We start from the raw sequence: 25,458 nt of genomic DNA on the forward strand, positions 1-25,458 counted from the left end.
GAGCAAACCATGAGCAATCAACACGACAACGTAGATGCCGGCGAAATCGCCAAGTTCAGCCAAATCGCCGACAAATGGTGGGATAAAAACGGCGAATTCAAGCCCCTGCATGACATCAACCCCTTGCGCCTAAACTATATCGACGGCTATACCGGATTGGCAGGCAAATGTGTGTTAGATGTAGGCTGCGGTGGCGGTATTTTGTCGGAAAGCATGGCCAAACGCGGTGCAGAACACGTGACCGGCATCGATATGGCGGAAAAATCCCTGCAAACCGCCGCTGCCCATGCGGCCAGCCAACACGTTGCCAATATCGATTACCGCTGCATCCGCGTTGAAGACCTCGCCGCCGAGCAGCCGCATAGCTTTGACGTGGTAACGTGTATGGAAATGATGGAACACGTTCCTGATCCGTCTGCCATCGTTCAAGCCTGTGCGAAACTGGTCAAACCTGACGGCATGGTGTTTTTCTCCACCATCAACCGCAATCCCAAATCTTATCTGCATCTGATTGTCGGCGCGGAATATCTGTTGAAATTCGTCCCCAAAGGCACGCACGACTGGAAAAAATTCATTACGCCGGCAGAACTTGCGCGTATGTGCCGCCAAGCCGGATTGGATACCGTCGGCAGCAAGGGCATGACCTACAATTTGTTGAGCGGTCGTTATTCCCTGTGCGACTCGACCGAGGTTAACTATATGGTGGCCTGCCGTCCGGCGTAAAGTTCAACTGATAAAACACACGGGCTTGCCCGATATTTGAAACGGTATGTCGAAAGCAGCTTGATACAAATATCGGTAAGGTAAATCAGGCCGTCTGAAAAGAAAAAAGGCATGTTCGATACATGCCTTTTTTGTCTGTGCAGTGCAGCTGTCGCCCTTATTCCGTCCAAGACGAATACGGATGTTTGCTCAAATACGCATTGGTGAATTTACCGTCTGACGTGATTTCCTTGCCCAGCCAAGACGGTTTGGGAAACTCGGTATCTTCAGACGGCAATTCGATTTCCGCCACAATCAATGGCGCATTGTCGCCGAAATATTCGTCGATTTCATACACAAAACCTTCAAATTCGACCCGATAGCGGTATTTTTCCATTTTAAACGGGCACATATCCGCCATCATCACTTGCGCGTGAGCCAGCGGAATTTCGTATTCAAACTCGCTGCGCGTCATGTCGGAAATATAGCCTTTCAGGGTCAGCCATGCTTGCGAACCGATAATCCGCACGCGGATGGTGCGCTCTTTTTCCACGCTCAAATAGCCCTGTTGCAACACCAGCGGCTCGCTTGCCGCTTTGCGCCAACTGTCATCTGCCAGTAAAAAGCGGCGTTCGATTTCGACCGTCATGAATTCTTTCCTTATTTACCAAACAGGCCGTCTGAAGATCAAAACGGCTTGAAAACCACCATATAAAGCGCGGCCACCATCATCAATACGGGGAGTTCGTTGAATACCCGATACCAGCGGTGCGAATACACATTGCTGCCGTTTTGAAAACGGCGCAGCAGCAGGCCGCAATAAAGCTGGTAAGCCAAGAGCAGCAGGCCGCACAATAATTTAACCGCCAGCCAGCCGTTGCCCCACCAATTATTTACAAACCCGATGGCCGCGCCAAATATCAGCGTTCCCCAGCCCAAAGGCGACATAAAGCGGTACAGCCTGCGCGACATATCCGTCAGCCGTACATATTCCACGCTACCAGGCTCTAATTGCGCCAGATTCACATAAATCCGCGGCAGATAAAACAGTCCGGCAAACCAAGAAATCACAAAAAATATGTGTAACAGCTTAAACCACAAATACATTTCAGACGGCCCCAAAACCTAAAACCATTATTTTATCCGCAATACGGCCCGAGCCAAAACAAAATAGTCAAAACAATCCGATTTAGTGCGCCGCAACAATGTGTTGCAGGCGCGATTTTACCCAAAAACCAAATTGTAAATTTCGCAACAATATGCAAGTTAATATATGCACAATGCAAAAAACTTGTTAAAATCCTATGCTATTTAATTATAAAAACATTATGGACGGAAAACATGAAACAATTTGAAATCAGCAACAGCGTCAGGAAAGAGCTTAGCAACTACCTGAATACGCACAATCTAAACCTCAAAGCCGCCATGGACAACGAAACAACCAATGGCGAAGTCGCGGCCATCGTTCACGCAGGATTGCCGGCGATGATTCGGAAAATCTATTCTTTGGAAAAAATGAAAACCTTTTTCTGGACGAAAAAAGATTTGATGATGGAATTTATCAATATGCGTTTGGCTGCCGGCGATAAAAAAGGCAAAAACTAATTTTAGCGATGGGCAGGGGGAGATAGGGGTTTGAAATGCGGACTTCTGTTTTTCTCGAAGTCTTGTTAGGGATAGGTGTACTCATTGTTCCTAATAAATTTTGACAACCGAAAGGTCGTCTGAAATTCAAATGATAGGGCATGGGAACATGCCCTGTTTTTATGGGCGGTTGGTCTGCATTGGGAAAATATTGAGCTTGGCAATCATTGCGGCGTTCCGCGCCGGGTAGTTTTATCGGTTGAATGGTTTTATTTGTTTTGCTGAACATATTGAATGGATTATAAAAAGGCCGTCTGAAATATTTCAGACGGCCTTTAGCGTTGAATCAGCAATTAAAACGGCGGATTTTCAAATCAAGCTGCGTTGTCGAAACCGCTGTGGCGGAGCAGGGCATCCAGGCTTGGTTCGCGGCCGCGGAAGGCTTTGAAGGATTCGGCTGCGTTGCGCGAACCGCCGACGGCCAGTATTTCTTTCCAGAAGCGGCGGCCTGTTTCGGCAACATCGTCGCTTTCTTCAAAAGCGGCGTAAGCGTCCGCGCTCAAAACTTCCGCCCATGCGTAGCTGTAATAGCCTGCGGAGTAGCCGCCGGCGAAGATGTGGCTGAAGCTCAAGGCAAAGCGGTTGTATGCCGGCGGTTGGGTTACGGCGACTTCTTGGCGCACTTTGTCCAAGATTTGCGGCCATTCTTTCAGACGGCCTTCATCTTCCTGATGGTAGATTTCCATGTCGAAGAGGGCAAATTCCATTTGACGGACGAGGAACATACCGCGTTGGAAGTTTTTAGCCGCGTGCATTTTGTCGAACAGCTCTTTCGGCAATACCGCGCCGGTTTCTTCGTGCGAGGACATTTGCGCCAATACGTCGTATTCCCAAACGAAGTTTTCCATGAATTGGCTGGGCAGCTCGACCGCGTCCCATTCGACGCCGTTGATGCCGGATACGCCCACTTCGTCAACTTGGGTCAACAAGTGGTGCAGGCCGTGGCCGGTTTCATGGAAGAGGGTGATGATTTCGTCGTGGCTCAAACGCGCTTCTTTGTCGCCGACCGGCGGGGTGAAGTTGCAGACGAGGTAAGCAGTCGGCAGTTGCAGCGTACCGTCGGCGAAACGGCGGCGGCTTTTGTAGCCGTCCATCCATGCGCCGCCGCGTTTGCCTTCGCGTGCGTACAAGTCCATGTAAACGCCGCCGATGGTTTGGCCGTCTTGTTTCAGCTCGAAATAGCGCACGTCTTTGTGCCAAACGGGGACGGTTTTTTCAGCCAGCTCGATGCCGTAGAGTTTTTTGATTTGGGCAAACAGGCCTGCCAATACTTTGCTGATAGGGAAGTATTTTTTCACTTCGGTTTCGCTGAAGGCGTATTTGGCTTGACGCAGTTTTTCGGCGGCGTAGCTCAAATCCCAAGATTGCGGATCTTCGATATTCAGGCTCTCGCGTGCAAAGGCTTTGATTTCGGCAAAGTCTTTTTCGGCAAACGGTTTGGCGCGGCGGGCAAGGTCGTGCAGGAAGTTTAAAACCTGTTCGGGCGTGTCGGCCATTTTGGTTGCCAGCGACAGCTCGGCGTAGTTTTTGAAACCGAGCAGTTTGGCGGTTTTCAATGCGTTTTCGAGAGTGCGGTCGATGTTGGCCGTATTGTCGAATTTGCCGTCGTCAGACAATTCGCTGGCGCGGGTAACGTAGGCACGGTAGATTTGTTCGCGCAGTTCGCGGTTGTCGGCGTATTGGATGACGGCGAGGTAGTGCGGAATTTGCAGGCCGATTTTGTAGCCTGTTTTACCTTCGCTTTGCGCGGCGGCGGCAAACATGGCGAGGGAGTCTTCGGGAATGCCGGCAAGCGGCGCGGCATCGTCAAAGTGAATGCCGAAAGCGTCGGTTGCGTCTTGGATGTTTTGTGCGAATTTGGCACCCAGTTGCGCGCCTTCGGTTTGCAGTTGCGCCAGTTCTGCCTGCTGTTCGGGCGGCAATTCGGCACCGCTGAGGACGAAATCGCGCAAGTCGTGGTTGAGCTTGGTTTGCTGCGCCGGGGAGAGGGTGTCGAATTCGGCAGAGTTTTTGATGATTTTAAAGCGGTTGTACAACTCGATGTCTTGACCGATTTCGGTGAAGAAGATGGTGATTTCTGGCATCAATTCGTTGTATACGGCACGCAATTCGGGCGTGTCGACTACGGAGTTGAGATGGGAAACCACGCTCCAAATGCGGCCGACGCGTTCGGTAATGTCGGTCAGTTTTTCGACGGTGTTGGCCCAGTCGGTGTGCGTTTGCGCTTTGATGGCGGCGATTTGTTCGCGCGCTTCGGCAATGGCGGTTTGCAGGGCGGGTTTGATGTCTTCGGTTTTGATTTGGTCGAAACGGGGTTCTTCGCCCAAGTGGAGCAGGACGTTGTCGCTCATATGGTTTCTCCTGAATAAGATGGATTCAGACGGCCTTGTGGCCGTCTGAAAAGAAAACGATAGGCGTTATATGGTGGCAGACAGGCAGAATTAAAGTGTCCTGCCTTCCTGTCGGCCAATCTTATTCTGCGCCGCGCGGATTGGCGTGCAATGGCGCAGCCAGCTCGAGGCGCATAGTGGTGCCTTCTGGGGCATAAACCGCATTGGCAACATTGGTTTGCAGGGATTCGGCAAACGAGCCGCGATACACTTTTGCGCCTTGGTGGGTCAGGTTGGATTGCACGTCGACGTACACTTCTCCGCCGATTTGACGCCAGAGGTAGCAGAAGGTGTAGTCTTCAGACAGGTAGCGTTTGCTTTCGGGATCGACCATGCAGTCGAAGAAGCGGTAGTGCAGGCCTTTGTTTTCCGGGCTGTAGTCGCTGTCGGAGACGTAGTTCAACTCGGGGTAGGCCTCTATCATTTTTTCAAATACGCTGCGTTTGATAACCATGAAGCCGGTTGGCGCGTCATGGACTTTCATAAAACCGTCTTCATCGACTTTCAATACGATTTCACCGTTTTCATCTTTGTCGTTGGTGTTGACGGTGTAAGAAGTGTACATACGCTCAAAATCGGCTTGGGTCATGCCGGCCGGAAGGCCTGCTTTCGGCCAGTTTTCGCGTTTGAGCGGATAAACGCCGGCTACAACGTCTTTATCGGCCAAGAGCAGGCGGTAGAATGAGTCGGGAGAGAAGCCGATGTCGGAGTCAATCCAGAATAAATGCGTCCATTCTTTGTTTTCCAAAAATTTGGCCACGCAGTTGTTGCGCGCGCGCGTAATCAGGCTTTCGCCGCGCTGCATCATTACTTGCAGCGGCAGGCCGAGGGAGGCGTTGGTGTGGACGATGTTCAGAAGCGAGAGGGTGTAGTTGTGGAAATATTTGCCGTCATGGCTGGGGGTCATAATGACGGGATACATTTCGGCAAGGGCTGATTCGGGCAACATGACTTTTCCTTATTGTTGATTGTGAACTTCATTATTGTAAGGGATTTAATTGTATCAATAAACAAACCGTACTATTTTGTTTGGTTGATCAGTCGGTATTGCGTGCGCAAAAATTCGTCTAAGACGGCCTGTTGTATTTCCAGCCGTTTGGAAACGGGGGAGGCGAAGCGTACGATGATGTGGTACACCTTGTCATCATGCGGCACGCGGGACACGCGCGGCTGGGCGGCGGGGGTAATAAAGAGTTTTTGCGCTTGAACGTTTTCCAAATATTGTTGGATAACGGGAACATAGGCTGCGCACAAGGGCTCAAGAACGGCTTTCAGACGGCCTATGATTTCGTCCGAATCCAAATGAATCGGCACGGGGATTTCCACCGTATGAATCACATAATTGCCCAAAATATTGTCGCGGCGCACGGTGTGGCTCAGAAGCAGGCTGTTGGGAAACGAGAGCGTTTTGCCGGAAAGTTGGCCGATCAATGGATTAGGGCCGATTTGCATCATCAGCGTGTTCAGCATATTGATATCGACCACCCGTCCGCGCAGGCCGTTGATTTCGATGTAGTCTCCGATGGAGTATTGTTTGGTTACCGAGCGCAGGATGCTGCCGGACAAACACATAATCAGCTCTTTGGTTGCCACCACAATCGCCGCGGCCACTGCAAACATCGACAAGGCCAAAGTTTGAATCTGCGCCGCCCAAATCATCGCCAGCCCGAGCAGGATCAGCAACATGGTCACGTTGCGGCTGAACACCAGCGAGCGGCGTTTGTTTTCAATGCTCAAATCCGGATGGCTGCGAAAATGCGCCGAGAGCAAAATGCTGCGCCCGGCAATGACGGCCACAATCATCAATACCGACATCAATGCCGATTTAATGATTTCTTCACTGACAGGCAAAGCGTTCAGCCATTCATGCATGGTGTTCCACATAATCCTGTTTCCTTTCCCTTCTTAGGCCGTCTGAAAACCCACGCGTTCAAAAATTTCTGCCGCACACGCTTCCGATACCGCAAACAAAGTTGCCACGCTGCCCAAAGCCCGTTGCGTAGCCGCACTCAAATCATCACGGCACACTTCGCCCAGCCACTCAACCGGCCGCACCAGCGACATTTTTTCATCGTCCCATTGCGGACAATGTACCGCGCCGCCCGTAATCCTGCCGACCCGATAACGGCGCAAAGCAGGCGAGTAGGTCAGTACGGCATCTCCATCAGCCAATTCGTTGACAAACCGCCACACCTGAGCCGCGCCCGATTGCGCCGTTCTCAACTTCACATCCGGTACGGCCGAACGGTAAATATCGGTCAGCTCCTCACGGCCAAAACCCTTGGCCGCCGCTTCGGCCAGCATAGGCCAGGCCAATGCCGCAACACCGCGTTCAAAAAATACATCATAAAGCGCACCTTGCGTGCTGCGAACCATATAAAGTTTGGCTTGTTTTCCCATTACAGTACCTGTTTGTTTGAAGGATTCATCCCTTTGTTTCCATGTTACCTGTTACGGCTGAAAAATTCGATATTTTACATTGCCGGAAGGGTTTGAAGTTCTCGCTGAAAATAAATGAATTATAGATGAAAGGCCGTCTGAAAAATAAAATAGGCTTATATATCAACAGATGATATAGCGTAACAATATATTAATAACTGTAAAATTATTTACGTTTGCATCAAAAAAAGATAAGATGGAATAATCAATCGAGAAAGATTGCTATTCACTGAACATTAGGAGAGAAAAATGACCTGTAAAACCCACGAACATCATGACCACGTTCACAGCGCAAACTGCGGCCACACTGCCATCAAACACGAAGGCCACGTCGATTATCTGCACGACGGCCACCTGCACCATGAGCACAACGGCCACTACGACGAGCATGCTCTGAGCGTCAATGAAACCAACCCTGACGGCTGCCATCCGGTTGACACCTGCCACGGCCACGTTCACGGCGAAGGTTGCGGCCACGAAGCCGTACCGCACGGCGATCACGTTGACTACATCGTCAACGGCCGTCTGCATCACCAACATGGCGACCACTGCGACGACCACGGCCCGGTTGAAATCGTTAAATAAAACTGTTTTTCAGACGGCCTTTAATATGGAGCATCTGTAGGGAAAGGGGGGGTATTTTCACCCCCTTTTCATATATATTGTCGTACCCTACACTAAAACAGCCATTATTATGTTTGACATCATATTTGTATTGGTATTCGGCAGGCTCCAAGCCTCCGGAACACTGAATTTTCCCGATAGGCTTTATCCCATCTGGAAATGGGCGCTAGGCGCAGGCATGCTTTATGCCACGATAGGGACAATGCTGGGATACGCTTTCTCCGGTTCCTTCTCCCTAGTCAGCTTTTTGCTGATTATTGCCTTGTCATCAACCTGGTTCTCTCTGTATTTCAAACTGTTGCGGCTTACCGCCTCAAAAACTGTACTGAACCAATGTATTTACTGGGTGCTGGGTATTGTTTCGGCATTGTCGTTCCCCTTTATTGTGGGCTACTTTTCCCTATTGGCCAAAGGCTTTGTACAATAAACTTTTCAGATAATCTCCCTATACAATAAGGTCGTCTGAAAGCCTGAATCTTTATCTGATTTATGTTTTTAAAGCGCTTTTTAAATTAAAGGCCGTCTGAACGTATAGTTTCAGATGGCCTTTAGTTTTACCAATTCACGCGGACGGCCCTGCTGCCGAGCAATGTTTCCAGTTCGTCAAACAAGGCGGTGCTTGGCGTTACCATCCATTTTGGCGCAATTTTCAATTTGCCTGATGCTTTGCCGTTGCTGTACGACAGTTGCAGCGGAATGTGCGACGTGTCGGGCAGGCGGTGGGCGGTGAGGATGGCGGCGAGGCGTGCGATATCGTGGCCGGGGGCGAGGACGAGGCTGAGGCTGCGGGCGTAGCGTTCGCGCGCCATTTGCAGGGTCATGACTTGGTTTGCCATAATGCGCAGACCGTCGCCGCCGCCGTAGTCGTTGCGGCTGACTTTGGATTCGATAATCAGCACTTGGTCGGATTTGAGGTAGTCGGCGCAGTTTTCCAGCGTGTGGCCGCTGACCATGATTTCCACCAGACCGCTCAAATCTTCAAGGCTGACGAAGGCGATTTTGCCGCGTTTGCCCATCATGGTGCGCACAGCGGTAACGAATCCGGCGAGGCGTACGCTGTCTTGCGGTTTCAGACGGCCCAATTTGGTCGGGGCGATTTGGCGGACTTCTTGGGCATACGGGCCGAACGGGTGGCCGGACAGGTAAAAGCCGATGACGGTTTTTTCTTCGGCGAGTTTTTCCGATTCGCTCCACATGGGCGCGTCGATGAGCTGCACCGGTTCAATGGCGTCTTCCATCATGTCGAAAAGTCCGCCCTGATTGACGTTGGCGGCTTTTTGGTCGGCGTTGCTCATGGCAAGGTCGATGTTCGCCAAGAGCATGGCGCGGTTGGGCTCGATGCTGTCGAACGCGCCGCCGCGTATTAGGGCTTCGAGGGTGCGGCGGTTCATGTGTTCTTTGCCGACGCGCTCGCAGAAGTCCAAGAGGCCGGTAAACTTGCCGCCACTTTGCCGCGCGGCGATGATGGATTCGACGGCGGCTTCGCCCGTGCCTTTAATCGCGCCGAGTGCGTAGCGGATTTTCATGTTCGGATACGGCGTGAAGCGGTAGTCGGATTCGTTGATGTCGGGCGGCAGGAACTCGATGCCGTTGGCGCGGCAGTCGTCGTAGAAATGCTTGAGCTGGTCGGTGTTGTCCAATTCAGACGACATGGTTGCCGCCATAAATTCGGCAGGATAATGGGCTTTGAGCCATGCGGTCTGATAGGAAATCAGGGCGTAGGCTGCGGCGTGGGATTTGTTGAAACCGTAGCCGGCGAATTTTTCCATGTAGTTGAAGATTTCGTCGGATTTTTCGCGCGAAATGCCTTGTTTTGCCGCGCCTTCGGCGAAAATTTCGCGGTGTTTCACCATTTCTTCGGGCTTTTTCTTACCCATGGCGCGGCGCAACAAGTCTGCGCCGCCGAGCGAGTAGCCGCCGATAATCTGCGCCGCCTGCATTACTTGTTCCTGATACACCATAATGCCGTAGGTCGGCGCGAGGATGCCTTCGAGCAGCGGGTGGATGTATTGGAATTCCTGTCCCTTCATGCGCGCGACGAAGTCGGGGATGTTGTCCATCGGGCCTGGGCGGTAGAGCGACACGAAGGCGATGAGTTCTTCAAACTTGGTCGTGTGCGCCGTTTTCAGCATTTTTTTCATGCCGGTCGACTCGAACTGGAAGACGGCGGTGGTGTTCGCATCGCGGAAGATTTGGTAGGCAGCTTGGTCGTCAAGCGGAATCTTGCCGACATCGACAATATCGCCGGTGGTGTTTTTGATGTTGTTCTGCGCCATTTCGATAATGGTCAGGTTGCGCAGACCCAAAAAGTCGAACTTCACCAAACCCACGTCTTCCACGTCGCCCTTGTCGTACATGGATACGGGCGAGGCGGATTCGTCCGCCTGATACACGGGGCTGTAATCGGAAATCTTGCCCGGCGCAATCAACACGCCGCCCGCGTGCATACCCAAACCGCGCGTCAGGTCTTCCAGCTTTTTCGCCAGCGTAATCAGTTCGTCCGCTTCTTCCGCTTCAATCAATTCCTGAATCTGCGGCTCGGCCTCCATGGCTTTTTCCAAACTCAGGGGTTTGTTGGCTTCCAACGGAATCAGTTTGGACAGTTTGTCGCACAGCATAAACGGCAGTTCCAGCACGCGTCCGACGTCGCGAATCACCGCTTTGGACGACATCGTGCCGAAGGTAACAATCTGGCTTACCGCATCCGCGCCGTATTTTTCGCGCACATATTCAATCACGCGGCCACGGTTTGCCTGACAGAAGTCGACGTCAAAGTCAGGCATGGAGACGCGTTCAGGGTTCAAGAAACGCTCGAACAGCAGCGCGTATTTCAGCGGGTCAAGGTCGGTAATCTTCAGCGAATACGCCACCAGCGAGCCAGCGCCCGAACCGCGTCCCGGCCCTACCGGACAGCCGTGCGTTTTCGCCCAGTTGATAAAGTCTTGTACGATAAGGAAATAGCCGGGGAATTTCATCTGGATGATGATGTTCAACTCAAAATCCAGCCGTTCCTGATATTCCGGCATTTTTGCCGCACGCTCTGCCTCGTCGGGATAAAGCTGAACCATACGTTCATGCAAGCCCTCGTTGGACAGCTTCACCAAATAATCGTCCAGCGACAGGCCGTCCGGAGTAGGGAAGAGCGGCAGGAAGTTTTTGCCCAATGTGATGTGTAGATTACAGCGTTTGGCAATTTCCACCGTGTTTTCCAAGGCCTCGGGTAAATCGGCGAAACGTTCGGCCATGGTTTCCGGCGGAATGAAAAACTGGCTTGGCGTGAAATCGCGCGGACGTTTCTTGTCCGTCAGCACCCAGCCGCCCGCGATGCACACCCGCGCCTCGTGCGCGTTGAAATCGTCGCGGCTCATAAACTGCGTCGGATGCGTCGCTACCACCGGCAAACCCAGTTCCTCCGTCAGCTTCACGCTGCCGGAAACACAAGCCTCCCATTCAGGGCGTTCGGGCAGGCGTTGCAGCTCTAAATAAAACGCATCGGGAAACCACGCCGCGTATTTCAACGCCGCCGCACGCGCCGCGTCTTCATTGCCGTTTAAGAGATTCACGCCCACTTCGCCGTAATGCGCGCCGCTCAAACAAATCAAGCCGCTGTTGTCGCCGTTTTCCAGCCATTCGGGATTGAGTTCCGCATGATGGATATTGCGGTCTTTGCCGACATAGGCCTCCGTCAAAAGCTCGCTCAAGCGCAGATAACCCGCATCGTTGCGGATAATCAGCATGGCGCGAAACGGCTTGTCAGGCGCATTCGGATTACCTATCCACACATCCGCCGCGCCGATGGGCTTAATCCCTGCGCCGCGGCAGGCTTTATAGAATTTCACCAAACCGAATTCGTTCATCAAATCGCTGATGCCCAAAGCAGGCAAACCGTATTCCTGCGCTTTGGCAATCAGTTTTTTAATCCGCACCATACCGTCAGTAATCGAGAATTCGGTATGCAGGCGCAGGGGGATATAGGTCGGCTCGGTCATGGCAAAATCGGCGTGAACAATAAAAGGCGTATTGTAGCAGGGTTGGCAGCGAAAGGCCGTCTGAAAACCAAATGTAATGAGGTTGGATAAAGCAAATAAAACAGAAGGGGGCTTTCTTTCAGACGGCCATGTTAAAATATCGCCATTATTGAAAAGGATTAAATGATGGAAGCAACAGTCTATCTTGAAGACAACGAATACATCGCGTTGTGCGACTTATTGAAACTGGCCGGCCTTGCCGAAAGCGGCGGACAGGCAAAAGCATTTATCGCCGAAGGGCTGGTGTTGCGCAACGGCGAAACCGAAACCCGTAAAACTGCCAAAATACGCGGCGGCGAAGTGATTGAGTTTGACGGTGCGCGCTTGGAAATCGCCGATGGATACGACCCTGAAGAATAAAGCCGAAGCCATCTTGGGCGAGTCGCTTTTAGACGAACCTGTCCGCCCCGAGTCATGGGAATGTTGCGGCAGCGAGTGCGGCGATGCCTGTATCCAGACAATGTATTGGGCGGAAAAAGCCAGATATGATGCGCAACAGCGGAAATTGAAAGAAGCGGGTTGGACTGATGGCGAAGATGAGGCAAAGGCCGTCTGAAAACGATTGGGCTTGATAGGAGCTGTGTTTCAAACAATGCTGCATTAAAGCCAATGTCGTCTGAAAGTTTCAGACGGCATTGGCTTTTTTAAAGTTTAAATAAATTAAGATTTTGTTACCTCGGAAGCGGTTGCATTTTCAGGTGTGCCAGGTGCAGCATCGGCAGGAGCCTGATAATCTGTATTTTGCGATGAAGAGGGCTCAGCATTGTCATGTTTATGATGCTTATCATACTTATCAAAGTGTCGTTTGTCTTGATCGTTATCTTGCGCTACCGCCAATACTTTGCCGCTTTGAGCATCAACCAGAGCCTCATATTCGACCCCGTCTTTTAAAATTTCCACCTTATAACGGCCACCCAAATGCTGTTTGTATTTATAATCAACATCTTTGGCCACGCCGCCAACTTGCGCCACTGCCGTTGCTGCCGCTTGCTGACCGGAAACCTGCGCAAACATGCCTTCTTTAAAAGCCACGGCACCCGCAGCACCGGCAACGCCCAAACTTGAAGCAATAATACCGGCAATGATGAGTTTTTTTGAAATAAAAGCATTAATGCGTTTCATGATTTTCTTTCCTACTGTGTTGTTGAACGATGAATGCATTCTATGCCTCAACAATTAGCTGAATATGAGCAAAATGCTAAGATGTGTAATTGGTTGCAATACTAAAATTAACACTTTAATAATGATGGAGAACGAAGCCGCTCTTTCAGACGGTCTTGCTGATATGTTGTGATGGCATATTTGGCGGAGATTGTGGTTTGCGTGTGAAAACAAAAAAGCGTGATGAAAAAAAGGCATGTGTGAGACATGCCCCCGAATTAAATGGTAAACGCGATGGTGAGAAAACAAATGATGGAATAAGATTTGCGGTTGGTCAACTCATCTTATTCCGCCTTGTTTTACAATCATTCAGGCGATGTTTCGCCTGCAAGATTCTCGATTTCTTCGCGATGCGCGTCAAACCATGAGCCGACCACTTGATTGACTTCGTCCATGCCTTGTTTTTTCAGGCTGGAGAACAGTTGAACGCTGATTTTTTGACGGTCGGTGTAGGGTTTGAGTGATTTTTTTACCGCCGCCAAAGTTTTAATCTGGTCGTTTTTAGACAGCTTGTCTGCTTTTGACAGCAGGATATGCACAGGGCGGCCGGTGATGTGGAAGAAGTCCAGCATTTGAATGTCTAAAGCCTTGAGCGGATGGCGCGAGTCCATAATCAAAATCAGGCCGATCAGTTGGCGGCGTTGTTGCAGGTAGTCGCCCAAGAGTTTGACCCAGTGCGCACGAATAGCCTCCGGTACTTGCGCGTAGCCGTAGCCGGGCAAATCGACCATGAAATTGCCGTTTTCCAGTTCAAAGAAATTGATGTGTTGGGTGCGGCCCGGTGTTTTGGAAACGTAGGCAAGGCGCACATGATTGGTTAAAGTATTGATGGCGCTGGATTTTCCGGCATTGCTTCGGCCGACAAAGGCAATCTCGGCCGGCGTGTCGGGCAGGTCTTTCAGATGGTTGACCGTTGTAAAGAATTTAGCATTTTGAAAAAGGTTCATCAGTATTTCCTTGCATGGAAACAAAACTGCAACATCATAATTTGTATCGGGCATTTATGTTGCAGCAGTTTGGTAATTTGAGTAGTAATTTAATGTAAACTTGGTATAGAATAGCACGTTTATAGAATTATCGGTTTTAATCGGGAAAATTCCCCGGTATTTGAGTATAAAAAAGGCATTGACGCGGTACGCAATGCTGTAATCAGGAGCACTCCATGAAACGATTGACTTTATTGGCCTTGGTATTGGCTGCCGGTGCGGTTTCCGCTGCCCCTAAAGCAGATGCTGAAAAAGGCAAACAGGTAGCGACTACTATCTGTGCGGCGTGTCACGCAGCCGATGGTAACAGCGGTATCGCAACTTATCCTAAACTGGCAGGTCAGGCTGCGGCCTACACCTACGGTCAAACCATGGCCATCAAAGACGGTACCCGTACCCACGGTGCTGCCGGCGTGATGAAACCGATGGTGATGAACTTGTCCGAACAAGACATCCGCGACGCTGCCGCCTACTACGCCAAACAACAAGGCAAACCGGGCGAAGCCAATCCTAAAGAAAACCCAGAGCTGGGCGCGAAAATCTATCGCGGCGGCCTGAGCGCTAAAAAACTGCCGGCATGTATGTCTTGCCACGGCCCTAGCGGCGCAGGTATCCCGGGCGGCGGTACTGAAATCCAAGCCTATCCTCGTTTGGGCGGCCAACACAAAGCTTACGTTGTCGAGCAAATGAAAGCTTACCAATCCGGCCAACGTAAAAACGCTATCATGGCCGATATTGCCAACCGCCTGAGCGAAGAAGAGTTGAACGCAGTAGCCAACTTCATTCAAGGTTTGCACTAAATTTCGTTCTGAAACGAGTTTATTGATACAGGCCGTCTGAAAACCCTTCAGACGGCCTTAGCCAATATAAACCGATAAGCCTGATTGGTTTTTTCAAATAGCGACGGCAAGATTTTTACTGCAATATGCAATATTCTTCCTTTCGCATCACACGTCATAGCAGTCCGTTCTACCGATCGGGTTGCCCCAAGCCGACATTTGAGATATGAGTAAATCTTCATCATCCGTCCCACTTATCCGTAGACCATGGTTTGCCTTTTTCAGCTCCATGCGTTTTGCCGTTGCCCTGCTCAGCCTGTTGGGCGTGGCTTCGATTATCGGTACGGTCTTGCAGCAAAACCAGCCGCAAGTCGATTATTTGGTGAAATTCGGCCCGTTTTGGTCGCAGATTTTCGGCTTTTTGGGCCTGTACGACGTGTATGCCTCGGCGTGGTTCGTTGTCATCATGATGTTTTTGGTGATTTCCACCGGATTGTGCCTGATTCGCAATGTTCCGCCGTTTTTGCGCGAGATTCGTTCGTTCCGTGAAAACGCGAAGGAAAAATCGCTGGCGGCAATGCGCCATTCCATCGTTTTAGACGGACAGGTGACGCCCGAAGTCGCACAACGGTATTTGGAAGTACAAGGTTATGGCTGCAAAACCGTTACGCGTGAAGACGGTTCGGTTTTGGTGGCGGCGAAAAAAGGCGCGATGAACAAATGGGGCTATATCTTTGCCCATGCCGCGCTGATTGTGATTTGTTTGGGCGGTTTGATAGACAGCAATATTCTGCTGAAAATCGGTATGCTCACCGGCCGGGTCGTGCCGGACAATACGGCGGTTTACGCCAAAGACTTTAAGCCCGAAAGCGTGTTGGGTACGTCCAATTTGTCGTTTAGGGGCAATGTCAATATTTCGGAAGGTCAGAGCGCGGACGTGGTATTTCTGAATGCGGATAACGGCATGCTCGTGCAAGACTTGCCGTTTTCCGTCAAATTGAAGAAATTCCATATTGATTTTTACGATACCGGTATGCCGCGCGATTTCGCCAGCGACTTGGAAGTCACGGACAAGGCAACCGGCAAAGTCAGCGAACACACCATCCGCGTCAACTATCCTTTGACGCTGCACGGTATTACGGTTTATCAGGCAAGTTTTGCCGACGGCGGCTCAGACTTGACGTTTAAAGCGTGGAATCTGGCTGATGCCGACCGTACTCCGGTCAAACTCAAAGCAACTTCAATGCGCGAGTTTCCGCTGGATTTGGGCAAGGCTTCTTATAAATTGGAATTCGACCAGTTTACTTCGATGAACGTCGAAGACATGAGCGAGCCGTCTGAAAAAGAGCAAAACCTGAAATCCGCCATCAATGATGTTCGTTCTGTCCGTCAGGAAGGCAAAAAATACACCAATATTGGCCCATCTATCGTTTACCGCATCCGCGACAAAGCAGGGCAGGCGGTCGAATATAAAAACTATATGTTGCCGGTAAAACAAGATGAAGACTATTTCTTCATTACCGGCACGCGCAGCGGCTTGGCGCAGCAATACCGCTGGTTGCGCATTCCAATGGATAAAAACGGTAAAATCGATACCTTTATGGCTTTGCGCCAATATTTGAAAGACGATGCGGCACGCCGTAAAACCGTTGCCAACGCCGTCAAAGGCGCACCCGCCGAAATCCGCGAGCAATTCATGGCGGCGGCGGAAAATACTTTGTCGATTTTTGCCAAAGGCGGCTATTTGGCTTTGGACGAATTTGTTACCACCAACATTCCCAAAGATCAGCAGGAAAAAATGCAGGGCTATTTCTATGAGATGCTCTATGGCGTGATGAATGCCGCTTTGGAAGACACGATCAGTACATACAACCTGCCGGCTTGGCCGCAAGATGAAAAACGCAACCGCTTCCTGCTGCATGCAATGGATGCGTACACCGGTTTAACCGAGTATCCTGCGCCGATGTTGCTGCAATTGGACGGCTATTCCGAAGTGCGCTCTTCCGGATTGCAGATGACCCGTTCTCCGGGGGAATTCTTGGTGTATTTGGGTTCGGTATTGCTGGTGTTGGGCACGGTGTTTATGTTCTATATCCGTGAAAAACGTGCTTGGCTGCTGTTTTCAGACGGCCGTATCCGTTTTGCCATGTCTTCCAGCCGCAACGAACGCGACTTGCAGAAAGAATTTCCGCAACACACACGGCAATTGCAGCAGCTTGCCAAGGATTTGAACCATGAATAACAAACATCAGGCCTTGCCCGAGCATGAGCTTCTGACACACAAATCATTTATCCGAAACCTCAACCTCTTCGACTGGGCATTCGCACTGCTGATTGCCATCAGTGCGTTTATTGCCCAAACCCAAGCCGGTCTGCACATGGACATCTACGAAATGGTGATTTTGTGGGCGAGTGCCGGTATTGCCGTTTTTCTGGGTTGGTTTTTCAAACCGATGCGCTGGTTTATCCCTTTGGGCGTGTGCTTGGCGTATTTGGCCGTTGATTTGTATGGCGGTGACATCAAACACGCAGACGGTTTCCTGCTCAAATATCTGTTAAGCAGCCAGTCGGCGATTATGTGGCAATGCGCGTTTGTGTTCTTTGCCTTGTTTGCCTATATCGTCGGCGCGATAGCGGCGGTGCGCAAAAATGTGTCGTCCAATACGCTTTTGGGCATGGGTACCGTGTTTGCGTGGGTTTCCGCGATGGCGGGCTTTGTCGGTTTGCTGGTACGCTGGCATGAAAGCTATCTGCTGCGTCCCGATGCCGGCCATATTCCGGTTTCCAACCTTTACGAAGTATTTATCTTGTTCTTGGTCATTACGGCACTGATGTACCTCTATTACGAAGGCCGTTTTGCCGTACAAAAACTGGGTGGCTTTGTCTTCAGCTTTATGGCAATTGTGGTCGGATTTGTCTTATGGTACAGCGTTTCACGCGAGGCTCATGCCATTCAGCCGCTGATTCCGGCTTTGCAGTCTTGGTGGATGAAAATCCACGTTCCGGCCAACTTTATCGGCTACGGCGCATTCTGTATCGCTGCCATGCTGGGTATTGCCGAACTGCTGGCGCTCAGAAAAGAAGATGCGGGCAAAAAATCATGGCTGCCGCACTCGCAAGTCATTGAAGAAGTTATGTACAAAGCGATTGCTGTCGGTTTCTTATTCTTCACGATTGCCACCATTCTCGGCGCATTGTGGGCAGCCTCTGCGTGGGGTCGCTATTGGAGCTGGGACCCGAAAGAAACTTGGGCATTCATCGTTTGGCTGAATTACGCTGTTTGGTTGCATTTGCGGCTGGTGGCAGGCTGGCGCGGCAGGGTGTTGGCTTGGTGGGCAGTCATCGGCCTGGTCATTACCGCCTTTGCCTTTATCGGCGTGAATATGTTCTTGAGCGGCCTGCATTCTTACGGCACTTTGTAAACCGCTTATTCCGCACTTTATTTCAGACGGCCTTTTTCCGTTTTCGGAGAAAACGCCGTCTGAATCGTTTTTAATCATTTTTTCAGACGGCCTCAAACCATGTTGGTATTAGGAATTGAATCATCTTGCGACGAAACCGGCGTTGCGCTCTACGATACCGAGCGCGGCCTGTTGGCGCATCATTTGCACACACAAATGGCGATGCACGCCGAATACGGCGGCGTTGTCCCCGAATTGGCCAGTCGCGACCATATCCGCCGTGTCGTGCCGTTGACGCAAGGTTGCTTGAAGGAAGCAGGCGTAGGCTATGCCGACATCGACGCGGTTGCCTTTACGCAAGGTCCGGGCTTGGGCGGCGCATTGCTGGCCGGTTCAGGCTTCGCCAACGCCTTGGCATTTGCCATCGGTAAGCCCGTTATCCCTGTCCACCATCTTGAAGGCCATTTGCTCTCGCCTTTGTTGGCAGACGACAAGCCTGAATTTCCATTTGTCGCTTTGCTGGTGTCGGGCGGGCATACACAATTTATGGCTGTACGCGGTATCGGCGATTACACCTTGCTGGGTGAAAGCGTGGATGATGCGGCAGGCGAGGCGTTCGACAAAACGGCCAAGCTTTTAGGTTTGCCTTATCCCGGCGGTGCCAAATTATCCGAGCTGGCCAAACTCGGCACGCCTGATGCCTTCACATTCCCACGTCCTATGCTCCATTCGCACGATTTGCAGATGAGCTTTTCCGGTTTGAAAACAGCCGTTTTGACCGCTGTCGAAAAAGTCCGCGCCGAAACCGGCAACGATGAAATTCCCGAGCAGACACGTAACGACATTTGCCGCGCTTTCCAAGATGCGGTGGTTGACGTGTTGGCGGCCAAAGCCAAAAAAGCGTTGTTGGATACCGGCTTCAGAACTTTGGTGGTTGCCGGCGGTGTGGGTGCAAACTGGAAGCTGCGTGATGAATTTTCGCGCTTAACCGTCAAAATGCCATCTGAAAAAGGCAAACCAAAGCCGCAGGAAGAAAAAATCAATGTTTATTTCCCGCCGATGGCATATTGTACCGACAACGGAGCAATGATTGCCTTTGCCGGCGCGATGCGTCTTGCCGAGCGTCAGGCTGTCGGCGCATTCAATGTCAAGCCGCGCTGGCCGCTGTCGGATATTGTGAAGCAGGGTTGATGCATTAGACTGCTTTGATGCAATGAAAGGCCGTCTGAAAACCTGAAAACATGGTTTTCAGACGGCCTTTAATGAAACGGATGTTTACGGTAAAACTTCATTCAAAAAGATGAGTAATTTTTTCATCCGTTTTTTCTACAATATTAACTTTGATTGATTGCAAAAGTGTGGGGTGGTGTTAGTTTTGTCATAGATATATAACGAGAAAAAAAGGCGGAAATTATTGAAAGACTAAGGAAATTTAAAAAAGTGGGGGAAATTTTAGAATTGCGAAAAAAGCGCGAAATCTGACAGTTTTTTGTCGGTTTCGCGCTTTTTTTGTCATGGGAATTATCGGGAAGTTGTTTATTTTGATATGCCGCAGCTCCAGAGGTATTTGCCGAGGATTTGGAAGTCGGCGGGGGTGGAGGCGGACAGGGTCAGTTGGGTTGTCGGGTAGATGGATTTATTTGGGTTGTCGCTGATGATGTTGAGTGTATCGGCGGTCAGGCGTTGCAGGCGTTTGACTCGGAGTTCGTCTTGTTGCCGGAAGAGGTAGATTCCTTCCCGGGTGTAGCGCGTGGCGGTTTGCCATAGGACGGTGCCTTGGTCGATTAGGGTTGGAAACATGCTGTCCCCGTCGATACGGGTACAGAAGCAGTCTGCGGGGGAGAGCTGCAGGTGTTTGAAGAAGGCGGTTCGGAACCACATGGCTTCGGGGTTGGTATCCCACGGTATTGCGCCGCTGCCTGCGCTGGCGAAGACTTCTTTGTAATAGCGGACGGGTACGATGTCGCGCGTATCCTGACGTGCCGCCCAGTCTGCGTAATCCATATTTTCGATATGCGCTACATCGGGTTGAGTGTTGCGGACTTCAAGCGGTGTGTCTGTTTCCGCGCCATCTATCAAATGGAGCAAGCCTTTTTGTTCCAATTCATCAATAACATAAGGAGGAAGAGGGTAGATTCTTTTAACACCTTTCTTCCCACCTTGTGAAGGTGCTTCTTCATATTCCCAATGTTCTCTTTCTGCCCTGTATTGAATGGCGCGTGTTGTATTCGGCAGGCTTATCAGATTCAACTGGGTAATCAAATTCTGAATTTCAGAGATGCTGAATTTTGGCTCTTTCATTTCCATGCTCCAATTAAAAACATGGAAAAAATCTTAGAAATTATTTTCATATTTAAAACAATCACTTGTCAAAACAACATAGAAAAGCATGGAAATTTTAGTTGCGAAATAATTTCCAAGTTATATAATTTTAAAAACAGCGAAACGGCAACTTTAAAACAGTATAACCGATTTTGCAGTGTTCTTTAACAATTTGGAAATAGCCAAAAAAATGACGGGTATTCGGCCCGTCAGGAAGGAGACTGTTTAACAGGTCGTCTGAAACGGTTCGGACGACCGATTAAGCGGTTTTGCTTAGATACTTTATACAGAAAGGAATCAAAATGAAGCACATTGCAAATATTATGCAGATGAACGATTGGGATATGAATCAAGAAAGTACAGTGGGGCGGATATTGGAATATGGTCGCGGGAAGACTAAAAAATTCGTCATCGAATGGTTGGGTGGAGAGAAAACCGAAGTGAAAGGCGGTTATTACGATGCCTGTGCTATAGGTTTGAATGCTGATACTTGGAACTTTATTCGTCGAATTTAATAAGGTTAAACAGGTCGTCTGAAACGGCGGACGACCTGTCTAGATAATAAAGAAAGGAAAACGATGAGTGGTATGCATCCTGAAATGATACGGGCGGAAATCAAAATGAAGGGACTGTCGCTTGCCGATGTGGCTGCGATGGCAGGTATAGGCGAAAGCACAGTGCGTCAGGCTTTGAGAAAGCCGTCGACTGCCGGCGAGATGGCGATTGCGAAAGTGTTGGGCAAGCCCTTGTATGAGCTGTGGCCTGAACGGTGGACGAAAGACGGGCGGCGCATCCGCCCCCGCTATGCTTATTTATATAAAGAGGCGGCAGCATGAAAACGCATTATTCGATTTCCGAGTTATTGGAAATGAACTTGGAAAAATTTCCTAAGACGAACAGAGCAATCTTATATAAGGTTGAACGAGAGAAGTGGTCTTTTATTGAAGCCTCTTGTCAGGGTGGGAAAAACGGCAAACGCCGCGAATATGCACCGCCCCCAGAGGTGTTGAAACTGATTCAGGCGAAGAAGCTGAACGAGGTTTTGGGCGGTTTGTCAGATTTGCCCGCCCCCCTGTCTTCTTATGAAGAAAAAGGCGGCGAGGAGGCGGGGCTGCCCTCTCCCGATGTGCGAGGGGGACAGCTTACCATCGGCGTTGCGGACGGCTCGACGGAGCAACAACGGCTGTGCGAATCGGCACGACGCGGGGTTTTGTCTGCGGTCGAGCTGGTAATGGCGGAATCGGGTGTGTCGAAGGAGGCGGCGATGACGACTGTTTTGACGCAGGCGAAGATGCCTGGCTTCGAGCATATTGCGAAGCTGTTTTCTTTGGCTGCCGACGGGCGCGGCGGCGGTGGGAAGCTGCCGAGCGTACGGACCATCAAGAGGTGGTTTGCGGCGCGGGAATCTAACAGCCTCGCGCCGAAATCTAGAACCGAGGATATGAACGTCCCGTCTTGGCTGCCGGTGTTTTTGGAATGCTACCGGCTGCCGATGAAGCCTTCTGTTTCTGAAGCTTACCGCTTGTTTGTGAACAGGCTGGAGGCTTTGCCCTCTCCCCAACCCTCTCCCACGGGGAGAGGGGGCGATGTGCCGAGTATCCATCAGGTGCGCCGGTGGTTGGGCAAGCTTGGCAATGTGGAGCGTGAACGCGGACGACGCGGCGCGCGGGATTTGAAAAATATCCTGCCGCACAAACGGCGCGATTTCCTGCACTTGAAACCTGCCGCCATCTACACCGCCGACGGTCATACGTTTGATGCGGAGGTGTTGAATCCGTTATCGGGGCTGCCGTTCAGACCTGAAATTACGACGGTTTTGGACGTTGGCACAAGACGGTGTATGGGCTGGAGCGTGGGGCTGGCGGAAAGCCGGTTTACCGTGCTTGAGGCTTTAAGCCACGCGAGCCGCGCGGCCATCGGTGCGCTTTGGTATGTGGACTGGGGTCGTGGCTTTGAAAACTTGATGATGACGGATGAGGCAACGGGTCTGATGGGCAGGCTGGGTATGACGATGACGCATTCGCGGGCTTATAACTCGCAAGCGAAGGGCGCGTCGGAACGCAGCCATAATATTTTCACACGGGCGGCGGCGAACCTGCCGTCTTTTGTGGGAAAAAATATGGACGACGAGGCGCGGCAGAAGCTGTTTAAGTTGTCGCGTAAGGAAGTCCGCCTGCACGGGAAGATTTTGAATTCGCCGATTCCTACTTGGGATGAGTTTAAGGGCTATATCGAACGGGTGGTGGACGAATATAACGACCGACCGCACCGTTCGCTGCCTAAGTTTACCGACCGCGATGGCAAACGCCGGCATATGTCGCCTAATGAGTTTTGGGCTTTGAAGGTGGCGGAGTTTGGCGAGCCGCCGAGAGTGTCGCCGGAGGAGGAAGGGTATTTGTTCCGACCGCAGGTGATGCGCACGGTACGGCGCGGAGAGGTATCGCTGTTCAGCAATACTTATTATTCCGCCGAACTGATGGAGTTCAACGGCGAAACGGTCAGGGTCGGCTACGACGTGCAGGACGCGCTTTGGGTTTGGATTTACGACGATGTCGGCCGCCTTATCTGCAAAGCGGAATGGCATGGAAATTCGACGGATTATATGCCTGTCAGCGTCTTGGAGCGCGCGGAAGACAAACGCAACGACGAGCGTCTGAAACGCAACGAGCTTCAACAACAAAACATCCTGAAAGAACGCCGCGTACCGACCATCGAACATCAGGACTCGGTCAATATCGGGGGGATGGTGCTGGATATGGGTCAAATCAAGGCTAAGGCTGCCGCATTGGCAGCACGCCGAAACCGTGAGGACGATTTAACGGTCGAGGCTGTGGCAGTGAAGACGGTGGAAATGCCGTCTGAAACGGAAGCTGCTGCGGGATGGTCGGTACCGTCCGAAGCATCGGAGCGGTTTGCGCTGTATCAGCGTCTTTGCGGTCAGACGGATTTGCCGCCGCAGGCGCAAAGATGGCTGGAGCGGTATCCGCAAAGCAATGAGTATAAGGCGTTGTCCAAACGGGCGATGCTGGCTTGATTTCAGACGACCTTTCGGGGTTTTAAACAAGGTTTATTCACTAATTTAAAAGGATTTTAAAAATGAAAATTGCAAATATCAACAATCTGTCTTTGGTCTCCGTTGCGATGGAGCGTTTGGTTAACCGTCAGGACGGTTTGCCGGGTTTGGGTGTGTTGTACGGCCCTTCGGGTTTCGGTAAGACGACGGCGACGGTGGCGGTGGCGAATGAGACACGAGCTTACTATGTCCAGCTGCGCAGCGCATGGAGCAAAAAGACGCTGTTGGAAAAAATCTGCTTCGAGATGGGCTTGCCGCCTGCCCGGACGGCGGCGGGTTGTTTGGATGTGATCTGCGAACAGTTGGCCGCCAGCCAACGTCCGTTGATTTTGGATGAGGCGGACTATTTGGTTACGCATAAGGGATTGGTCGAGCTGGTGCGCGACATCTACGAGGGCAGCCAAGCCCCGCTGATGTTGGTGGGCGAGGAGATGTTGCCGACCAAGCTGAAGAAATTCGAGCGTTTCCACGGTCGCGTGTTGGCTTGGGTACCTGCGCAGCCTGTCGATTTGGCAGACGCGGAAGAGTTGGCGAAGGTTTACGCACCTGATTTGACGTTTGAAAAAGATGCGCTGTCTTATTTGGTGGATTTGGCGCACGGCTCGGTACGCCGCGTAACGGTCAATTTGGTCAATCTGTTGGAGCTTGCCAACCAGCAAGGCTTGGATACGGTAACGCGCGAGGTTTGTGCGAAAGCCGATCTGTACAAGGGCGAAGCACCTAAACGCGGGGTCAAATTATGAGCGTGACGACATTGACGAAGCCCCGCAACCGCCGACAAGAGATTTGGAACTGTCTGCGGGGCAATAAGGACAGGCTTCAGACGGTCTCTGAAATCGCCAAAGCCTGCCAACTGAGCGGGAATACGGTGTACACGTATCTGAAAGCTCTTAATAAAGGCGGGTTTGTGTCGATACAGAAGGGTTCGGACTTTTGCAGCCCGTACGGATACCGACTGGAGCGGGATGCGGGTGTGGATGCGCCCCGCTTGTCTGATGACGGTCAGCCGTTGAAATGTCCGGTAACGGAAGCCTTGTGGCGAACGATGCGGATTTTGAAAACCTTTGACTTGGACAGCCTGACGGCCCACGTCAATATGACACACCCTGTCAGCCGCAGTATGGCCAAGGTTTATGCTCAACACCTTGAAGCAGCGGGTTATCTGAAAAATACGGGCAACGCTCGGAAAAAATCGTTTGTCCTTTTGAAGAATACAGGGTCGAAAGCACCGCAGCTGCTGGCTGTCAGAGAGGTGTACGACCCAAATATAAACGAAATTGTATTAAGGGAGGTTCCTGATTATGAATAAAAAAGATTATATGAAAGAAGATTGGTACGCGGTTTTGAAGGAAGAGGTCGAGAAAGACGGACTGATGAAGACTGCGGCAAAACTCCGATACAGCGCGACAAGCATCAGTCTGATTTTGAACGGCAAATACAACGGCAAGCCTGACAAAGTTGCTGCGAAAGTGGCGGATGTATTTCGCAAGGTGATGTGTCCGTTTGAAGGTCGACGGATGGAACGAGCCGAATGTATTGAAATCTCTCTCTCCCCCGCTCCGACGCATAACCCTATCAAAATGCAGCACTGGCGGGCATGTCAAAAGTGTGAAATTAAACCATGCGAAAAGCGTAAAAAGGTTGGCTGAAATGAGACACGAATATGCGGTACACGCCGGAGTCTATGAGGACACTTGGCACGATTATGAAACCCATAAACGGCGGAAGATTTGGCGTGCGGATATACGCGGCAAGCGGAAAGAAGGCTTCGCATGGTTGCAAATCCGCCGACTGCGGAAACGCTTCGAGAGCAAAGAGGAAGCCAAGGAATGGGCGGCGCAGGTTAAGGCGGATTGGGTGCGCAATAATTTTTTTGCCTTAAGAAAATATTAAGTAATTGATTTATAAG

Annotated in this window: 27 protein-coding genes; 17 read left to right on the top strand and 10 right to left on the bottom strand. The window is 51.0% G+C overall.

The features are described from left to right. Positions 1-9 precede the first annotated feature (9 nt). Positions 10-723 (top strand): bifunctional 2-polyprenyl-6-hydroxyphenol methylase/3-demethylubiquinol 3-O-methyltransferase UbiG, encoded by a 714-nt coding sequence (ubiG, locus tag HMPREF2952_RS00340; protein ID WP_191620595.1) that lies wholly within the window; start codon positions 10-12, stop codon positions 721-723. Positions 724-880: 157 nt separating this feature from the next. Here the strand turns inward: ubiG and HMPREF2952_RS00345 are convergent, their stop codons facing one another. Both HMPREF2952_RS00345 and HMPREF2952_RS00350 read right to left on the bottom strand, forming a co-directional pair. Next, positions 881-1,351 carry a CYTH domain-containing protein gene (locus HMPREF2952_RS00345; protein WP_049336938.1) on the bottom strand — a complete coding sequence of 157 codons (471 nt, stop codon included), beginning with the start codon at positions 1,349-1,351 and terminating at the stop codon, positions 881-883. 38 nt (positions 1,352-1,389) lie between these two features. Beyond that, a complete protein-coding gene (locus tag HMPREF2952_RS00350) occupies positions 1,390-1,809 on the bottom strand; it encodes a CopD family protein (RefSeq protein WP_004520906.1) in 420 nt (139 codons plus the stop codon). 234 nt (positions 1,810-2,043) lie between these two features. On the opposite strand from HMPREF2952_RS00350, the gene HMPREF2952_RS00355 reads away from it, so the two are divergent. Continuing rightward, a complete protein-coding gene (locus tag HMPREF2952_RS00355) occupies positions 2,044-2,307 on the top strand; it encodes a hypothetical protein (RefSeq protein WP_004520905.1) in 264 nt (87 codons plus the stop codon). A gap of 353 nt (positions 2,308-2,660) precedes the next feature. On the opposite strand, the gene HMPREF2952_RS00360 is transcribed toward HMPREF2952_RS00355, so the two are convergent. The 4 genes from HMPREF2952_RS00360 to HMPREF2952_RS00375 all read right to left on the bottom strand — a co-directional run bounded on the left by HMPREF2952_RS00360 (position 2,661) and on the right by HMPREF2952_RS00375 (position 7,136). After that, the gene (locus HMPREF2952_RS00360; protein ID WP_049336939.1) at positions 2,661-4,697 is read right to left on the bottom strand and encodes a M3 family metallopeptidase; all 2,037 of its coding nucleotides are present in this window, start codon (positions 4,695-4,697) and stop codon (positions 2,661-2,663) included. A gap of 121 nt (positions 4,698-4,818) precedes the next feature. Continuing rightward, the gene (locus tag HMPREF2952_RS00365; RefSeq protein ID WP_004520901.1) at positions 4,819-5,685 is read right to left on the bottom strand and encodes a hypothetical protein; all 867 of its coding nucleotides are present in this window, start codon (positions 5,683-5,685) and stop codon (positions 4,819-4,821) included. Positions 5,686-5,756: 71 nt separating this feature from the next. Further along, complete coding sequence (locus tag HMPREF2952_RS00370; protein WP_004520900.1) at positions 5,757-6,620, bottom strand: mechanosensitive ion channel family protein; 864 nt, start codon at positions 6,618-6,620, stop codon at positions 5,757-5,759. Between the two features lie 21 nt (positions 6,621-6,641). Continuing rightward, positions 6,642-7,136 (bottom strand): restriction endonuclease, encoded by a 495-nt coding sequence (locus HMPREF2952_RS00375; protein ID WP_004520899.1) that lies wholly within the window; start codon positions 7,134-7,136, stop codon positions 6,642-6,644. 288 nt (positions 7,137-7,424) lie between these two features. Between HMPREF2952_RS00375 and HMPREF2952_RS00380 the strand changes: the two genes are divergently transcribed. Together HMPREF2952_RS00380 and HMPREF2952_RS00385 are read left to right on the top strand one after the other, a co-directional pair. Further along, entirely contained in the window at positions 7,425-7,760 is a 336-nt protein-coding gene (locus tag HMPREF2952_RS00380) for a hypothetical protein (protein WP_039862525.1), read from the top strand. A gap of 109 nt (positions 7,761-7,869) precedes the next feature. Continuing rightward, a complete protein-coding gene (locus tag HMPREF2952_RS00385; protein ID WP_004520896.1) occupies positions 7,870-8,226 on the top strand; it encodes a hypothetical protein in 357 nt (118 codons plus the stop codon). A gap of 127 nt (positions 8,227-8,353) precedes the next feature. On the opposite strand, the gene dnaE is transcribed toward HMPREF2952_RS00385, so the two are convergent. Continuing rightward, positions 8,354-11,788, bottom strand: a complete 3,435-nt coding sequence (dnaE, locus tag HMPREF2952_RS00390; RefSeq protein ID WP_070695159.1) for a DNA polymerase III subunit alpha — start codon at positions 11,786-11,788, stop codon at positions 8,354-8,356. 165 nt (positions 11,789-11,953) lie between these two features. On the opposite strand from dnaE, the gene HMPREF2952_RS00395 reads away from it, so the two are divergent. Then, a complete protein-coding gene (locus HMPREF2952_RS00395) occupies positions 11,954-12,187 on the top strand; it encodes an RNA-binding S4 domain-containing protein (RefSeq protein ID WP_002221492.1) in 234 nt (77 codons plus the stop codon). Next, positions 12,165-12,383, top strand: a complete 219-nt coding sequence (locus HMPREF2952_RS00400) for a hypothetical protein (protein WP_049328316.1) — start codon at positions 12,165-12,167, stop codon at positions 12,381-12,383. Before HMPREF2952_RS00395 ends, HMPREF2952_RS00400 begins: the two co-directional genes overlap by 23 nt. A 104-nt stretch (positions 12,384-12,487) precedes the next feature. Here HMPREF2952_RS00400 and HMPREF2952_RS00405 read toward each other — a convergent pair whose 3' ends face one another. Then, positions 12,488-12,949: a PepSY domain-containing protein gene (locus HMPREF2952_RS00405; RefSeq protein ID WP_224783388.1), complete on the bottom strand. Its 462-nt coding sequence runs from the start codon at positions 12,947-12,949 to the stop codon at positions 12,488-12,490. Between the two features lie 344 nt (positions 12,950-13,293). After that, positions 13,294-13,935 carry a ribosome biogenesis GTP-binding protein YihA/YsxC gene (gene yihA / locus HMPREF2952_RS00410; protein WP_036492739.1) on the bottom strand — a complete coding sequence of 214 codons (642 nt, stop codon included), beginning with the start codon at positions 13,933-13,935 and terminating at the stop codon, positions 13,294-13,296. A 215-nt stretch (positions 13,936-14,150) separates the two neighbouring features. Here yihA and HMPREF2952_RS00415 point away from each other — a divergent pair, with 215 nt between their 5' ends. The 4 genes from HMPREF2952_RS00415 (at position 14,151) to tsaD (ending at position 19,345) form a co-directional block, all read left to right on the top strand. Continuing rightward, entirely contained in the window at positions 14,151-14,774 is a 624-nt protein-coding gene (locus HMPREF2952_RS00415) for a c-type cytochrome (protein WP_003684518.1), read from the top strand. A gap of 268 nt (positions 14,775-15,042) precedes the next feature. Further along, positions 15,043-16,995: a cytochrome c biogenesis protein ResB gene (locus tag HMPREF2952_RS00420; protein WP_049344298.1), complete on the top strand. Its 1,953-nt coding sequence runs from the start codon at positions 15,043-15,045 to the stop codon at positions 16,993-16,995. Further along, positions 16,988-18,175 carry a c-type cytochrome biogenesis protein CcsB gene (gene ccsB, locus HMPREF2952_RS00425; protein WP_004520889.1) on the top strand — a complete coding sequence of 396 codons (1,188 nt, stop codon included), beginning with the start codon at positions 16,988-16,990 and terminating at the stop codon, positions 18,173-18,175. Before HMPREF2952_RS00420 ends, ccsB begins: the two co-directional genes overlap by 8 nt. Positions 18,176-18,274: 99 nt before the next feature. Then, on the top strand, positions 18,275-19,345 hold the full coding sequence (gene tsaD / locus HMPREF2952_RS00430; protein WP_004520888.1) for a tRNA (adenosine(37)-N6)-threonylcarbamoyltransferase complex transferase subunit TsaD: 1,071 nt from the start codon (positions 18,275-18,277) through the stop codon (positions 19,343-19,345). A 345-nt stretch (positions 19,346-19,690) separates the two neighbouring features. Here tsaD and HMPREF2952_RS00435 read toward each other — a convergent pair whose 3' ends face one another. Beyond that, complete coding sequence (locus HMPREF2952_RS00435; RefSeq protein WP_063076376.1) at positions 19,691-20,455, bottom strand: S24 family peptidase; 765 nt, start codon at positions 20,453-20,455, stop codon at positions 19,691-19,693. Positions 20,456-20,778: 323 nt separating this feature from the next. On the opposite strand from HMPREF2952_RS00435, the gene HMPREF2952_RS00440 reads away from it, so the two are divergent. The 7 genes from HMPREF2952_RS00440 (at position 20,779) to HMPREF2952_RS00470 (ending at position 25,442) form a co-directional block, all read left to right on the top strand. Next, positions 20,779-20,991 carry a hypothetical protein gene (locus HMPREF2952_RS00440; protein ID WP_049352588.1) on the top strand — a complete coding sequence of 71 codons (213 nt, stop codon included), beginning with the start codon at positions 20,779-20,781 and terminating at the stop codon, positions 20,989-20,991. Positions 20,992-21,054: 63 nt separating this feature from the next. After that, positions 21,055-21,312: a helix-turn-helix domain-containing protein gene (locus HMPREF2952_RS00445; protein WP_049352586.1), complete on the top strand. Its 258-nt coding sequence runs from the start codon at positions 21,055-21,057 to the stop codon at positions 21,310-21,312. Between the two features lie 167 nt (positions 21,313-21,479). Continuing rightward, on the top strand, positions 21,480-23,510 hold the full coding sequence (locus tag HMPREF2952_RS00450) for a Mu transposase C-terminal domain-containing protein (RefSeq protein ID WP_283120689.1): 2,031 nt from the start codon (positions 21,480-21,482) through the stop codon (positions 23,508-23,510). A 62-nt stretch (positions 23,511-23,572) separates the two neighbouring features. Further along, complete coding sequence (locus tag HMPREF2952_RS00455) at positions 23,573-24,292, top strand: AAA family ATPase (protein ID WP_049358176.1); 720 nt, start codon at positions 23,573-23,575, stop codon at positions 24,290-24,292. Continuing rightward, positions 24,289-24,858, top strand: coding sequence for a helix-turn-helix transcriptional regulator (locus HMPREF2952_RS00460; protein ID WP_070695161.1), 570 nt, complete (start codon positions 24,289-24,291; stop codon positions 24,856-24,858). Before HMPREF2952_RS00455 ends, HMPREF2952_RS00460 begins: the two co-directional genes overlap by 4 nt. Next, entirely contained in the window at positions 24,851-25,198 is a 348-nt protein-coding gene (locus tag HMPREF2952_RS00465; protein ID WP_083314034.1) for a hypothetical protein, read from the top strand. The genes HMPREF2952_RS00460 and HMPREF2952_RS00465 overlap by 8 nt, the downstream gene beginning before the upstream one ends. A 1-nt stretch (position 25,199) precedes the next feature. Then, positions 25,200-25,442, top strand: coding sequence for a toxin PIN (locus HMPREF2952_RS00470; RefSeq protein ID WP_025457345.1), 243 nt, complete (start codon positions 25,200-25,202; stop codon positions 25,440-25,442). Positions 25,443-25,458 lie beyond the last annotated feature (16 nt).

This window comes from Neisseria sp. HMSC068C12 (assembly GCF_001814095.1).
Classification (GTDB): Bacteria; Pseudomonadota; Gammaproteobacteria; order Burkholderiales; family Neisseriaceae; genus Neisseria; species Neisseria perflava.